Source organism: Paraburkholderia lebeckiae, assembly GCF_050436225.1.
GTDB lineage: Bacteria > Pseudomonadota > Gammaproteobacteria > Burkholderiales > Burkholderiaceae > Paraburkholderia > Paraburkholderia tuberum.
In genome coordinates this window covers 3,004,262-3,018,932 of record NZ_JBNDLU010000001.1, presented here as the reverse complement: position 1 = coordinate 3,018,932, position 14,671 = coordinate 3,004,262, and the positions used below count along the sequence as shown (strand labels likewise).

Annotated in this window: 12 protein-coding genes; all 12 read right to left on the bottom strand. The window is 64.3% G+C overall.

Annotated elements, in window-relative coordinates:
* Positions 1-144 precede the first annotated feature (144 nt).
* The gene (locus OKW45_RS14130) at positions 145-1,341 is read right to left on the bottom strand and encodes an O-succinylhomoserine sulfhydrylase (RefSeq protein ID WP_429468978.1); all 1,197 of its coding nucleotides are present in this window, start codon (positions 1,339-1,341) and stop codon (positions 145-147) included.
* Between the two features lie 238 nt (positions 1,342-1,579).
* Positions 1,580-3,130 carry an amidophosphoribosyltransferase gene (gene purF, locus OKW45_RS14125; protein WP_018424135.1) on the bottom strand — a complete coding sequence of 517 codons (1,551 nt, stop codon included), beginning with the start codon at positions 3,128-3,130 and terminating at the stop codon, positions 1,580-1,582.
* A gap of 89 nt (positions 3,131-3,219) precedes the next feature.
* Positions 3,220-3,771, bottom strand: a complete 552-nt coding sequence (locus tag OKW45_RS14120; protein WP_184004328.1) for a CvpA family protein — start codon at positions 3,769-3,771, stop codon at positions 3,220-3,222.
* A 7-nt stretch (positions 3,772-3,778) separates the two neighbouring features.
* On the bottom strand, positions 3,779-4,732 hold the full coding sequence (locus OKW45_RS14115) for an SPOR domain-containing protein (protein ID WP_429468975.1): 954 nt from the start codon (positions 4,730-4,732) through the stop codon (positions 3,779-3,781).
* 29 nt (positions 4,733-4,761) lie between these two features.
* A complete protein-coding gene (gene folC, locus OKW45_RS14110) occupies positions 4,762-6,072 on the bottom strand; it encodes a bifunctional tetrahydrofolate synthase/dihydrofolate synthase (RefSeq protein ID WP_018424132.1) in 1,311 nt (436 codons plus the stop codon).
* A 311-nt stretch (positions 6,073-6,383) separates the two neighbouring features.
* Positions 6,384-7,256, bottom strand: coding sequence for an acetyl-CoA carboxylase, carboxyltransferase subunit beta (gene accD, locus OKW45_RS14105; RefSeq protein WP_018424130.1), 873 nt, complete (start codon positions 7,254-7,256; stop codon positions 6,384-6,386).
* A 79-nt stretch (positions 7,257-7,335) separates the two neighbouring features.
* Positions 7,336-8,148 (bottom strand): tryptophan synthase subunit alpha, encoded by an 813-nt coding sequence (gene trpA / locus OKW45_RS14100; protein ID WP_429468972.1) that lies wholly within the window; start codon positions 8,146-8,148, stop codon positions 7,336-7,338.
* 80 nt (positions 8,149-8,228) lie between these two features.
* Positions 8,229-9,143, bottom strand: a complete 915-nt coding sequence (locus OKW45_RS14095; protein ID WP_429468969.1) for a DNA-methyltransferase — start codon at positions 9,141-9,143, stop codon at positions 8,229-8,231.
* A gap of 9 nt (positions 9,144-9,152) precedes the next feature.
* Positions 9,153-10,346 (bottom strand): tryptophan synthase subunit beta, encoded by a 1,194-nt coding sequence (gene trpB / locus OKW45_RS14090; RefSeq protein ID WP_429468966.1) that lies wholly within the window; start codon positions 10,344-10,346, stop codon positions 9,153-9,155.
* Between the two features lie 60 nt (positions 10,347-10,406).
* Positions 10,407-11,117, bottom strand: a complete 711-nt coding sequence (locus tag OKW45_RS14085; protein WP_184072219.1) for a phosphoribosylanthranilate isomerase — start codon at positions 11,115-11,117, stop codon at positions 10,407-10,409.
* Positions 11,114-11,926 carry a tRNA pseudouridine(38-40) synthase TruA gene (gene truA / locus OKW45_RS14080; RefSeq protein WP_429468962.1) on the bottom strand — a complete coding sequence of 271 codons (813 nt, stop codon included), beginning with the start codon at positions 11,924-11,926 and terminating at the stop codon, positions 11,114-11,116. Before truA ends, OKW45_RS14085 begins: the two co-directional genes overlap by 4 nt.
* On the bottom strand, positions 11,923-14,577 hold the full coding sequence (locus OKW45_RS14075) for a FimV C-terminal domain-containing protein (protein WP_429468959.1): 2,655 nt from the start codon (positions 14,575-14,577) through the stop codon (positions 11,923-11,925). The genes truA and OKW45_RS14075 overlap by 4 nt, the downstream gene beginning before the upstream one ends.
* Positions 14,578-14,671 lie beyond the last annotated feature (94 nt).

The window sequence follows — 14,671 nt, the reverse complement described above, 5'->3', positions numbered from 1 at the left end:
TGGCGCGGAGGGCTTTGAGGGCTTTGAGGGCTTTGAGGGCTTTGAGGGCTTTGAGGGCTTTGAGGGCTTTGAGGGCTTTGAGGGCTTTGAGGGCTTTGAGGCCATTTGAAGCCTGTATGCCGCGCACAGGCTTCGCCCTGCCTGTCAGCTTTCGAGCCCACATTGCAGATCCGCACGGATATCGCCCGCGTTTTCAAGCCCCACCGCAAGCCGGATCAGACCTTCGCTGATGCCTGCCGCCGCGCGCGCTTCGGGCGTAATGCGGCCGTGCGTTGTCGTCGCCGGATGCGTGATCGTCGTACGCGTGTCGCCCAGGTTGCCGGTGATCGAGCAGACCTTCGTGCCGTCGATCACGCGCCATGCGTTCGTACGCATCTGCTCGAGCGTGTCGCCCTTCAACTCGAACGACACGATCGCGCCGCCCAACTTCTGCTGACGCATCGCGAGCGCGTGCTGAGGATGCGATTCGAGCCCCGGATAGAACACGCGATTGACGGCCGGATGCGAGTCGAGCCAGCGCGCGATTTCGAGCGCATTCGCCGACTGCTTCTCGACGCGCAGCGACAACGTTTCCATGCCTTTCAACAGTACCCACGCGTTGAACGCGGACAGCGTCGGCCCGGTGCTGCGTACGAACGGAAACACCTTTTCCATGATGATTTTCTTCGAACCGACCAGCGCGCCGCCGAGCACACGACCCTGGCCGTCGAGGAACTTGGTCGCCGAATGCATGACGACGTCCGCGCCGAGCTTCAGCGGCTGCTGCAACGCCGGGCTGCAGAAGCAGTTATCGACGACGAACAGCGCATTCGCGGCCTTCGCGATCTTGCCGATCGCTGCGATATCCGACACTTCCGTCAGCGGGTTGGAAGGCGTTTCGAGGAAGAACATCTTCGTTTCGGGACGCACCGCTTCGTTCCACGCGTTCAAATCAGTCGGATCGACGAACGTAGTCGTTATGCCGAACTTGCTGAAGATCTGCGAGAACATGCCGAGCGTCGAGCCGAATAGCGCCCGCGAGCTAACGAGGTGATCGCCCGCCTGCAACGTCGACATCACGACCGACATGATCGCGGCCATCCCCGAAGCCGTCGCGATGCAGGCCTCGCCGCCTTCGAGCGCGGCCAGACGGTCCTGGAACATCGAGACGGTCGGGTTCGAGAAGCGCGAGTACGTGAAATAGTCCTCGGAGTTCCTGAAGCGTTCGGCGGCGTCCGCGGCGCTCGCGAACACGAAGCTCGAGGTCAGGAAGATCGCTTCCGAATGCTCGTTGAAATCGCTGCGCACGGTGCCCGAGCGAACGGCCAGCGTGTCGAAGTCAAAGTCGTGGAAGTCGTCCATGTTGGTTCTGGTCTCCAGGTTTCCGTGGCTGCTTTCGTGGCTAAATGAGGCAGCAACAAAAAAGCCCGCTTTTGCGTCGGCATAAGCGGGCTTCATGTGCGGGGAGGTTGGAGCCAGGGCGGACGACCGTGGCGTTCCGCCCTTCGCTTTAGCTGTTTCGGGTTGCCCCGCGTCCGCAAGCCGAGATCACATCGACGCAAGCCAACGTGTTAATACGCTCGTGGCGCGGTGTGTATGCTCAACCCACCGACAGTTGCAGATGCAGCTGCGAACGCGCCGGGCCGCCACCGTCGATCGCTTCGCTCGCGGCATCGCGATCCGATTGCGACGACGGCGCGAGACGCGCGCTTTCGATGCGGTCGAGGTATTCGGTCGTGATGTCGCCGGTCACGTAGTTGCCGTCGAAGCACGAAGCCTCGAATTCCTTCAGCGCCGGATTGATATCGCGCACCGCCTGCTTCAGCGCATCGACGTCCTGATACACGAGGTGATCCGCGCCGATCATGCGCGCAACTTCCTCGTCCGAGCGGCCGTGCGCGACCAGTTCGCCGCGCGTCGGCATATCGATGCCGTAGACGTTCGGGAATTTCACCGGCGGCGCCGCCGACGCGAAAATCACCTTGTTCGCGCCCGCATCGCGTGCCATCTGCACGATTTCATGCGACGTCGTGCCGCGCACGATCGAGTCGTCGACGATCAGCACGTTCTTGCCCTTGAACTCGATGTTCATCGCGTTCAGCTTCTGGCGCACCGACTTCTTGCGCACCGCCTGCCCCGGCATGATGAAGGTACGGCCTACATAGCGGTTCTTGAAGAAGCCCTCGCGATACTCGACGCCGAGCTTCTTCGCGACCTGCATCGCGGCCGGGCGCGACGAATCGGGAATCGGCATCACCACGTCGATTGCGACGTCGGGCAGCTCGCGCCTGATCTTCTCGGCGAGGTAGTCGCCCATGCGCAGACGCACGTTGTAGACCGGCACGCCGTCGAGCACCGAATCCGGACGCGCCAGATACACGAGTTCGAAGATGCAGGGGTTCAGGCTCGTGGTCGTCGCGCACTGCTGCGAATGCAGTTGGCCTTCGGTGTCGATGAAAATCGCCTCGCCCGGCTGCACGTCGCGCACGAATTCGAAACCGATGCCTTCGATCGCCACCGATTCCGACGCCAGCATCCACTCGACACCCTCTGCCGTTTCCTGCTTGCCGAGGCACAGCGGACGGATGCCGAACGGGTCGCGGAAACCGAGCAGGCCGTAGCCGGCGATCAGCGAAACGATCGCGTACGAGCCGCGCACCCGGCGATGCACACCCGACACCGCCTTGAACAGCGCGGCCGGATCGAGCTGCAGACCCGAGCTCGATAGTTGCAGCTCGTGCGCGAGCACGTTGAGCAGCACTTCGGTATCGGAATTGGTGTTCACGTGGCGGCGATCGATGCGGAACATCTCATCTTTCAGCTGCTGCCAGTTGGTGAGGTTGCCGTTATGCGCGAGGATGATGCCGAACGGCGCGTTCACGTAGAACGGCTGCGCTTCTTCTTCGCTCGACGCCGAACCGGCGGTCGGGTAACGGACCTGGCCGATGCCCGTCGTGCCCGGCAGGCCGCGCATGTTGCGCGTGCGGAACACGTCGCGCACCATGCCATTGGCCTTGTGCATGTGGAAATTGCTGCCGTTCGCCGTCGCGATGCCGGCGGCGTCCTGACCGCGATGCTGCAGAAGCAGCAGGCTGTCATAGATCAGCTGGTTGACCGGGGAGTGGGAAACTACGCCTACGATGCCGCACATGGCATGTCCTTCAAAGGTACGAAATTCGTGATGGCGACCGGTGCCTGCGACCGCGCCCGCGCTTTCATGGGACGGGACGCGCTACGACGTCAAGGCAGCCGGTATGCGCCGGAGTCCTGTTGCGCATTGCTCGGGACGCCCGAATCGTCCACATGGACGTAAGCGGCGAGCGCCTCGGGGAGCAGCGGTTTCATTGCGCGTACGCCCGCAACCGCATACGGACGAAGCAGCGCGTTGCGCCAGAATTCCTCTTTGGGCAGTTCGGTCAAGCCTGCGAGGGCGACCAGAATCAGCACCAGAACGACCCCACGCACGAGGCCGAACATCAAGCCGAGCGAGCGGTCCGCACCGCCCAGTCCCGTGACCTGCACGAGGCGGCTGAGCAGCGCGCTCACCACGCTCGTGACCAGCACTACGCCGATCACCACGAGCGAAAAAGCCAGCAGCCACTGCGTCAACGCGCCGCCCGGCCAGGTAGACGGGATATACGGGACCACGTAGCCCACGAACTCGCAAGCGATGAAAAACGCCGCAACCCAGCCGATCAAACCAAACACTTCCGACAGCAAACCGCGCCAGGCGCCTCGCAGCGCCGACAAACCAATCACCGCCATTACAGCGTAGTCGAAGGCAGTGAACATCGCTCGCTTACTGTGCGCTGCTGCCGTTCGAGCCCGACACGAGGCCCGCCTCGCGGACCTTCGCGACAGCGGCGGTGGCCGCGGCGCGGTCGGCGAACGGGCCCGCACGCAGCAATGTCAGCGTCGAGCCGTCGGCTTGCTTCCTATGTTCGGTATATGTGGGCACGCCTGCCGCTTTCAACTTCGCTGCCCAATTGCGCGCGTTCGCTTCGTTCGAGAAGGCGCCGAGCTGCACCGCGAAACGGTTGCCCGGCGGCGAGGCCGGCGTGCCGGAGTTCGCGTGGGCGCTGGCGGTGGCCGTGTTCGCTTCGTCGTCGGTCGACGCCGACGGTGCGGTGGCGGGTGCCTTCGTCTGTTTGGCGGGGGCAGCAGGCGCGGTGTTGGCTGCGAGCGACTCCGTTTGCGGCTTCGCGGCGGGTTTCGGCGTCGCGGCGGTAAGAGCGCCAGTTGCGGCGGAGGGGGTCGCTCCTTGTTTCGCTGCGGTCGATTGCGTCGATTGCGTCGGTTTGGCGGCGGAGGCCGAGGCTGCCGCCGTGGTCGCCGCGCTCGTTGCCGGCGCGAGGCTGGATGCAGCCACGCCCGTGTCGGCGGCCGTCGGATTGTCCGGCGCAACGCCGGCCTGCACGTCTTCGTTGTCGGTGGATCTGGAGAGCTTCGGCGCGGGCCGGTTCGGAATGTCGATCGAGATGTCGTCGGTGACGGGCTTGGGGTGCGAGTCCAACACCATCGGCAGGATGATCACCGCCGCGACAACCAGTGCGATTGCGCCGACGAGCCGGCGGCGCGCGCGCTGCTTTTCAGGCAGCGTGGGGTCGAGCAGCATTGCATCTGCATCGACGGTGCGCTCGGTGCGGCGGGTGCGCCGCTCGACGCGTTCGCCCCGGGCGGCCCGATTGGAACTGGTGTTTGCGCCGCGCCGGCTGGGCGCGTCGTCTTTCTTGCCGAACGAGAAAATTCCCATGAATCGCTTGGTTCGAGCCTGGTGCCCGCTCAGTGTTGCTGCGATTTCCGGTAGGCCATCACACCCGCTACCGTATAGAAACTGCCGAAGACCACGATTCTATCATTCTCTGACGCACGTTTTAGCGCGTCCTGGAAAGCCAGCGCCGGCGTTGTGTAACGCGTGACGCTGCTGTCGGCGCCGTCTTCCACGCCCAGCTCGCGCAACACGGTTTCGAGCTCTTGCGCGAACGCAGCGCGCGGGGTCGGCAGATCGGTTACGCACCAGTGATCGATCTCGCCTTTCAGATGATTGAGCACGCCGGCGATGTCCTTATCACGCATCGCGCCGAACACCGCGTACGTGTACGGGAAAAAGCCCATGTTGCCGAGGTTCTGCCCGAGCACCGCGGCGGCATGCGGATTGTGGCCGACGTCGAGCACGATGGACGGCTTGCCCGGCAGCACCTGGAAACGACCCGGAAGATCCACGTTGGCGATGCCGAGCCGGATGTCCTGCGCGGACACCGGCAGACGGTCGCGCAAAGCTTCGAGCCCGGCCAGCGCCGCCGACGTGTTGATCAGCTGATTCGCCCCGCGAAGCGATGGATACGCGAGCGCCGAGCGCCGCAGCGTCGGGCCGACATAGCTCCACTGCTGTCGCTCGCTGCCGGCCTGGCCTTCGTAACGGAAATCGCGGCCGAACAACCACAATTGCGCGCCGATCTTTTCCGCGTGATCGATCAACGATTGCGGCGGCACCGGGTCCGCGCAAATCGCGGGCTTGCCGGGACGGAAGATACCGGCCTTTTCGAACGCGATTTTTTCGCGCGTGTCGCCGAGATAGTCGGTGTGGTCAATATCGATGCTCGTGATGATCGCGCAGTCGGTATCGAGGATATTGACCGCGTCGAGACGGCCACCGAGGCCCACTTCGAAAATCACCGCGTCGAGGCCGCGCGACGCGAACAGGCTCATGATCGCTAGCGTCGTGAATTCGAAATAGGTCAGCGTGACCGGTTTGGCGAGGCTCTGGCGCGCGGCTTCGACGGCTTCGAAGTGCGGCAGCAGATCTGCGTCGCTGGCCATTGCCCCGTTGATGCGCGCGCGCTCGTTGAACGACAGCAGATGCGGCGACGTGTGGCAGCCGACCGTATAGCCCGCGCGCAGAAGGATCGCTTCGAGAATCGCGCAGGTCGAGCCTTTGCCATTCGTGCCGCCGACCGTGATGATCGGGCAGGCAAACGATAGCTGCATCGCATCACGTACCTGGGAGATGCGGCCCAAACCCATGTCGATGCCGACCGGATGCGCAGATTCAAGGTGCGTGAGCCACGCGTCGAGAGTGGGGAATGTCGTCATCGGGTGAATCTTGAGTGGGTCGCGGTTCGGTTCTGCAGTGCTGCGAAGGGTGCTGGTCAGGCGGTTGCGGTTGCGGGTCGCCGGTCATGGGCGTAGGCCGTTGCGCGGTTTATGCGCACAAACCCGTGCCTTTAGCCGCGCCAGCTTCGGCTTCGACCGCTGCCGCATCGCAGGCGACCGTAATTATCCTGGAAATGACAGCGCGCCGCTTGATTGCTCACGCGGCGCGCTATTTTTTTGATTGCTTCCCTGGCTCCGCCGCGTCTTCGACAGCGCGGCGAAAGAGCGGCAAATGCGGTGCTGCCCGGCTTTTACGCGACCGCGTCCGCCGGCTGATGGCTCAACAGCGCCAGCAATTGCGCGATCTCTTCGCGCAGCTTGCGACGATCGACGATCATGTCGATCGCGCCCTTTTGCAGCAGAAACTCGGCGCGTTGGAAGCCTTCCGGCAGTTTCTCGCGCACGGTCTGTTCGATCACGCGCGGACCAGCAAAGCCGATCAGCGCCTTCGGTTCGGCGATCACGACGTCGCCGAGGAATGCGAAACTCGCGGACACGCCACCCATCGTCGGGTCGGTCAGCACCGAGATGAATGGCAGCTTGGCTTCCGCCAGCTTCGTGAGCATCGCGGTGGTCTTTGCCATCTGCATCAACGACAGCAAGCTTTCCTGCATCCGCGCGCCGCCCGAAGCGGTGAAGCAGATGAACGGCACTTTCTGTTCGAGCGCGTTCTGCGCGCCGCGCGCGAAACGCTCGCCGACCACCGAACCCATCGAGCCGCCCATAAACGAGAACTCGAAGTTCGCCACGACGACCGGCAGCGTGTGAATCGCGCCGCCCATCACGACCATTGCGTCGGTCTCGTCGGTTTCGTCCATCGCCTCTTTAATGCGCTCAGGGTACTTGCGGCTATCTTTGAACTTCAGCGCGTCGACCGGAACGATTTCCTGGCCGATTTCGTAGCGGCCTTCCGGATCGAGCAGACCGTCGAGCCGCTCACGTGCGCCGATGCGCATGTGATGGTCGCACTTTGGACAAACATGCAGATTGGCCTCGACGTCGTTGCGATACAGCACGGCTTCGCACGACGGGCACTTGATCCACAGGCCTTCCGGAATTCCCTTGCGGTTTTTCGGGTCGGTTTGTTTGATTTTTGGCGGCAGCAGCTTATCGAGCCAGCTCATAGGGAATCCTTCTGGGTCAGCAGTCGCGCGAACGGCGGGACGAGCCCGCCGCTCACGTTACCGCGACAAAAAATAACTGTTATCGGGCATTCGCGAGGCTATCGAGCGCCTCGCGCACCTCGGCAATGAAACGCGTGAGCGTCTCGGCAGCGGCGTCGGGCGCTGCCTGTTCGAGCAATTGAACGATACGGCTGCCGATCACGACGGCATCGGCCACCTCGCCCACCGCACGCGCCGTTTGCGCGTCGCGAATGCCGAAACCGACGCCCACCGGCAGGGGAACGCGCGACTTGATGGCCGGGATTTTACTCGCGATGCTGGAAACGTCCAGATTTGCGGCGCCGGTAACTCCTTTCAGCGACACATAGTAGACGTAGCCGCTGGCGATGCGGCCGACTTCGGCGATACGTTCGTCGGTTGAAGTCGGCGCGAGCAAAAAGATCGGATCGATCCCGGCAGATTGCATCTGTTCCGCGAAGTTTACGCACTCTTCAGGCGGATAGTCGACCACGAGCACGCCATCGACACCGGCTTCCTTCGCGGCTTTCGCGAAGGCCTCGGCGCCCATTCGCTCGATCGGATTCGCATAGCCCATCAGCACGACCGGGGTTTTGTCGTCGGCTTCGCGGAAGCGTTTGACGTCGGCCAGCACATGGCGTAGCGACACGCCCTTCGCGAGCGCGCGTTCAGACGACTGCTGAATGACAGGACCATCTGCCATTGGGTCGGAAAACGGCACGCCAAGTTCGATCACATCGGCGCCGCCGGCGGCGAGGGCGTGCATGAACTCAACCGTGCGCGCCGGGTCCGGATCGCCAGCAGTCATGAACGGGATCAAGCCTTTCTTACCTTGGGCGGACAGCGTGGCAAACGTGTTCTTGATACGGGACATGGAAGTACTCTCGAATTAGGGCCATTGCGCGCCCATTGCCGCGCGCTTTTCAGCGAACTTAGCGGCAAATCTCGCGCTTTTCACTGCACTTCGGTCGACGGCTGCACTTTTGGCCTGGCTCGGGTCCGACGGGGCGCAGCAGGCGTAGCGGCGGCGCTGACGCGCTCGCGCGCTATCGCGCAATAGCTCTCGTTGATCTCATAGCCGACGAATTCGCGCTGATGACGGGCGCAAGCGACTGCGGTAGTGCCGCTGCCCATGAATGGGTCGAGCACGCGGCCGCCCTTCGGGCAGCTGGACAGTACCATCCGCTCGACGATTTCCAGTGGTTTCTGGGTTGGGTGCGCAACGCGCTCGGCGTGCTGCCGATGCAGACGCGAAACCGACCAGACATCCTTCGGATTATAGCCAAGCTCCAACCACTTGCTTCCTTCGAACAACTTTCGCGAACGGGCTTTCTTCGTGACTGCATCGTACGGGATGCGGACGGGATCGAGATCGAAGAAATAGTCCTTCGATACCGCGAAAAAACCGATGTTGTCGTGCACTGACGTGAAGCGGCGCGTGGTGCCGCCCATACTCGGCACGCGCCGGTCCCAGATGATTTCGTTGACCATCGTGAGTTTCGTCTTCAGGAAACTGAAGATTTCCGGCGCGTATTGCCAGGTGCAGAAGATATAGAGCGACCCAGTTGGCTTGAGCTTCGGTACAGCTAGCTCTAGCCAGCCGCACGTCCAGACGAGAAATTCCTCGCCCGTGCGCATGTCCGAGTCGTTGCCATAGTCCTTCCCCAACCCATAAGGCGGATCACAGACGATCAGGTCGATCGACCCATCGGGAATGTTCTCTACATCGGTTAGAAAATCGCGATTCAACAGCTGAATGCCGGCCGGCACCTGCGCCAGCAGCGGTGCGGATGCCGCGGCCGCCGGGACTTCGGCGGCCGGATTCGTGGATTCAATCGCCGGCTGCGGCTCGTCGAACTCGTCACGCATCGTCGCGGCTCAGAACTGGATACCCGATCGCTCGGCGACCGTGTGCATGTCCTTGTCGCCGCGGCCCGACAGGTTGACCAGCAGAATCTTGTCTTTCGACAAGGTCGGCGCGAGTTTCGTAGCGTAAGCGAGCGCGTGGCTCGACTCCAGCGCAGGAATAATGCCCTCGATGCGGCAGCAATCGTGGAACGCCTTCAGGGCTTCTTCGTCGGTGATGCCTACGTATTGAGCTCGATTGCTCTCTTTTAGCCACGCATGCTCGGGGCCGACGCCCGGGTAGTCGAGGCCTGCCGACACCGAATGGGTCTCGATGATCTGGCCGTCTTCGTCTTGCAGCAGATACGTGCGGTTACCATGCAACACGCCGGGACTACCGCCGATCAGCGATGCCGCGTGACGCCCCGTTTCGAGGCCGTCGCCGGCCGCTTCGACGCCGACCAACTGCACGGGACTATCGTCGATATACGGGTAAAAGATCCCCATCGCATTCGAACCGCCGCCAACGCACGCGATGACGGCGTCCGGCTGGCGGCCAGCGAGTTCTGGCATCTGCACGCGGCATTCGTCGCCGATCACGCGCTGGAAGTCGCGCACCATCATCGGGTACGGGTGCGGACCCGCAACCGTGCCGATGATGTAGAACGTGTTTTCGACGTTGGTGACCCAGTCGCGCATCGCTTCGTTCAGCGCGTCCTTCAGAGTGCGCGACCCCGATTCGACCGGCACGACCGTCGCACCAAGCAGTTTCATGCGATAAACGTTCGCGGCCTGGCGGCGCACGTCCTCGGCGCCCATGTAGACCACACACTCCATACCGAAGCGCGCGCAGATCGTCGCCGTGGCCACGCCGTGCTGACCCGCACCGGTTTCCGCGATCACGCGTGGCTTGCCCATGCGCTTGGCGAGCAGCGCCTGGCCGATCACGTTGTTGATCTTGTGCGCGCCGGTGTGATTCAGGTCTTCACGCTTCAGATAAACCTGCGCGCCGCCGAGCAATTCGCTCCAGCGCTGGGCGTGATAAATTGGGGACGGGCGACCCACGAAATACTTCAATTCGCGCTCGTACTCGGCGACGAACTCCGGGTCTTTCTGATATTTCTCGTACGCTTCACGCAACTCGTCGAGTGCGGAAAACAGCGTTTCGGCGACGAACACACCACCAAATTGGCCGAAGTGGCCTCTTTCGTCAGGCAAGTTATACATTGTGATCACTCTTCTCAGGATGGCTCGCGGCTTTCATCGGAAAGCGCCCGCGAGCCTGAATCATTCAGCGTCCGCAGCGCGCACCGCGCGTACGAACGCCGCCATCCGGGCGTGATCCTTCACGCCCCGGGCGCCCGCTACTTCGATGCCGCTCGAGACATCGACCGCGTACGGGCGCACGCGATGGATCGCATCACTGACGTTTTGCGCGTTCAACCCACCACTCAAAACGGCCCGATGCGCGAGCTCTGCTGGAATAAGTGACCAATCGAAAACCTTCCCACCGCCGCCGTAGCCTTCGACATGGGTGTCGAACAGGAGACCACTGGCTGCTGAATAGTTGAACGCCGATTTTACCAAATCGGCCGCTCGAGTATCCGCCGCAACTCGCAACGCGCGCAACCAAGGCAAACCCGCAACGCCGGCGAGCGCCTCGCACTGCTCAGGCGTCTCGTCGCCGTGGAACTGCAACAGCGTCAGGTTCACGTTGCTCGCGACTTCGTGAACCCATTCCGGCGTCGCGTTGACGAACAGACCGACGACCGACACAAACGGCGGCACCTCATGCACGAGTTCGACCGCTTGCGCGACGCTCACCGAGCGCGGGCTCGGCGGATAGAACACGAGGCCGATCGCGTCGGCGCCGAGGTCGATCGCGTGTGCAATGTCGACGGGTTTCGATAGTCCGCACAGCTTGATGCGCGTGCGATGTGGCACGCCTTGCAAGGCGGTGGCGTCGGTCTGAATGGCGGGGTTCTCTGCTGCTTTCATGTTTCCGGTTGCTCGGTCCATACGCTGCTCCACGGCACGCTGCCCGTCGCCGGGTTGGGCACGCCGAATTGCTCAGGATAGCCCACTTGCGCGAGGTATAAGCCGTCGGACATGAAGGTCGGCGCCGCGCAATCGCGGCTACGGCTCGCGAGCACGTCGGCCATCCACGCGGCCGGGCGGCGGCCGCTGCCGATTTCGATCAGACAGCCCATCACGTTGCGCACCATGTGATGCAGGAACGCGTTCGCGCGGAAGCGGAAATGCACGAAGTTACCCTGTCGTTTGACGTCGATCTGGTACAGGTGCTTGAACGGCGTCTTCGACTGGCATTGCGACGAACGAAACGCCGAAAAGTCATGCTCGCCGATCAGGTGCCCGGCGGCCGAGCGCATCGCTTCGACGTCGAGTGGCGTGTGCATCCAGCCGGCGCGCGTCGTGAGCATCGGCGAGCGAACCGGACTTACGTACAGCACGTAGTAATAGGTCCGCTCGAATGCCGAAAACCGCGCGTGAAAATCGTCGGGCATCGGCTTGGCCCATTGCACGCCGATCGTCTTCGGCAGAAACGCATTCGGGCCGCGCACCCAGGAGATGTCGAGGCGATCGAGGTCGGTGTCGAAATGCACGACCTGGCCCAAGCCGTGCACACCGCGGTCAGTGCGGCCGGCGACCACCGTCTGCACGGGCGTGCGCGTGAATTCGCGCAGCGCCCGTTCGAGCTCGTCCTGTACCGTGTTGCCGTGCGGCTGCGACTGCCATCCAGCGAATCCGGCGCCGTCGTATTGCACGCCTAATGCGATGCGCTTCACGACAGCGGTGCGAGAGTCGAAAGCAACGCGCGGGCTTCGGTGCGCGTGGCTGGATCGTTCGCTTCGATCACTTCGTTGATGAGCGCGCGCGCGCCCGCCAGATCGCCGAGCTCGATGTACTCGGAGGCCAACTCCAGCTTGTTGCGCGCGATGCGGCCGAGATCGGCTGGCGTGAAGGCCGGCAATGGCTGAGCCGGGCTCGGCGGCAATTCGAGGTCGAAGTCGAGCTTCAGCGCGCCGAAGCCGGCCGCGCCGAGGCCCGCGACGGCGCCGTGGCCGGCTGTGCCGGCGACGATCTGATCGGCGATGTGCGGGGCGTCGTCGTCCGCGCCATGGACGCCGAAGGCCTGCTGCGCGGTCGTGTCAGGCGATGCGACCGGTTGCGTCGACAGCGACGTGGAAGGCTCGGCTTCGCCGACGGTGGGCACGTCGATGCGCGGCGGCAGCGGCATGTTGAGGCTGCCGAACGCGTCGACGGCCGCGCGCGGGAACTCCGTCGGTGCGGACGGCGCGGGTTCCGTCGGCACGGGGATGTCGCTGAACGGCTGACCGAACGACGTGGTGGGGCGCGGTTCGATCTGATGTTGCGTGAAATCGATCACTGGGGGTGGAACGTTCAAGGGGGACTGCGGTTCGGCCGTCGCGGTGTGCGACGCTGTCGAGGGCGGTTCCGCGGCGCTTGGGCTCGGGGTTGTCGTCGTGCCTGTCGTTTTCTCTGCGGTCGGACTTTCTGTGGATTGCTCGTCCCATTGCAGGCGATGCGCGTTCTCGTCCTCCGTCGCGGCGCTGACCGGTTCGAGCGGTCCCAGCGGCAACGCGTCGGCGCCGAGTTCTGCCGCGGCGGCGAGATTGGCGGCCGTCGCTGCGGAGCGAAGCGTCTCGTCATGGGCGGGCGCGACCGCCGGTGGTTCGCTGGACAGTTCGCTTTCGCTGGGTAGCGGGATGCTGGCGAGTGGCGCCGTCGGTGCAGTAGGTTCGGGCGTGCCTGCTTGCTGTGCCGCCTGTTCTTCTGCGGCGCGCTCGGATGCGCTGCGTTCTGCTGCTATGCGTTCCGCTTCCGCATGTTCGGCGGCGACGCGTGCTGCTGCTTGTTCGGCTGCCGCTTGTTCCGCTGCTGCGCGTGCCGCCGCGGCGTGTTCTACGGCCGCTGCTCGCTCCGCTGCCGTCTGTTCGGCTGCTGCACTTTCCGCTGCGGCTTGCTCGGCTGCTGCGCGTTCCGCAGCCGCACGTTCCGCTGCGGCGCGCTTGGTCGCCGCCTCCTCGGCCACCGCGCGCTCCGCTGCTACCCGCTCCGCAGCCGCGCTTTCTGCCGCTGCCTCTTCGGCTGCCGCACGTTCCGCAGCCGCATGCTCTGCTGCTGCGGCCTGCCGTGCGACCTCTTGATCTTGCGCGTCCGATCCTTCCGTGACCGCCGCCTGCCCCGCCGCCGCGCCGCCATTGCGCGAATCGGCCTCACGCGCGGATCTCGCCATTTCTGCATCAGTTGTCTGGGCAGCCCGTGCCGCGGCCTCTTTATCGCGCTTGCGGCGACCCATGCGCAGAGCAGCGAGCAGAACGATCAGTGCCGCGCCCACGGCCGCCGCGATGCTCAAATCGCGCTGAGAGATGCCGCCCTCATTCGACGGCGACGTCGTCACATTCGCGCGCTCCGGCGCCACGGCCACGGTCGCCGCGGAACCTGCCGGTGCCGGCTGCGCCGCGCTCGTCGGCGTTGGGCCTGAAGCGACGGGCGCCCCGCCGATACCGTGCTTCTGCAACTCCATCAGCACGCGGTTTTTCAGCGCCAGCAATTGCTGCAGACTCGACACCTGCGGATGCGGCTGCGAAGCCGCCTGCGCGGCCGCGGCCGCCGGTGCAGTCGCGGTCGCTACCGACGGCGCTTGTCCGGCGGGCGCGCTCGCCCCCGGTTGAATCGATCCGGCCCATTCTTGCGTGCCACTCGTCGCCACCGGCGGCGAACCGGCCGCTGGCGCGGACGAAATCGCACCGCCCGCCGCCGCGCCGGTCGATACCGCCGCGCTGGCCGCGCCGGAAACCGTGGGTGCGGCTGGCGTCGTCGCTTGAGCCGCCGCGCTGGCCGCACTCGCGGCGGCGGCGTTGACCTGCGCGACTGCACTCGCCGTGCTGGCGGCAGCCGCCGCCGCGGCCGGCGCGGCAGTCGGCGCGGAAGCGGGCGCAGCCGCCGTGGACTCCGACGCCCCTGCCGCGGCCCCAGTCGACGAAGCCGCCAAGGCCCCCGACGCATCGAGCGCCGGCACGATCAACACCGCTCCTACGCGCATCCGGCTCGGATCGTGATTCATGAACGCGGCCGGATTCGTGTCGAACAATGCGTGCGTAGCGCGCGCGAGTATCGCCCGGTCATGCGACTGCGTAATAGCGATCGCGACATCGTTCAGCGACTGCCCTGCGTGTACGGTGTACTGAGAGCCAGCAGCGACGGCAACGACAGCGGTAGTGGAACTGACAGCGGAAGCGGCATCCGGCGCGCTCGTGGCACTAGCCGGCGCGGCAAGCGCATTGCCCGCGCCACCGCCGAGCAGCGCAAGGACGAAAGCGGCACAAGCGGCCACCGCAGCTGGACGGCTGCTGAATCGCACCTTCTCGTGACGAATGGACATAGCCCGAAGAGCGGAGCGTCGAAAGTTCATCGGGACTCCTGGCGCGTCAGCGCGCAGCCTTTTTTGCGAGTGGAAAGAGACAAGATGATCGGAGCACACAATGAAAAAAGCGCCGCGCAAGCGC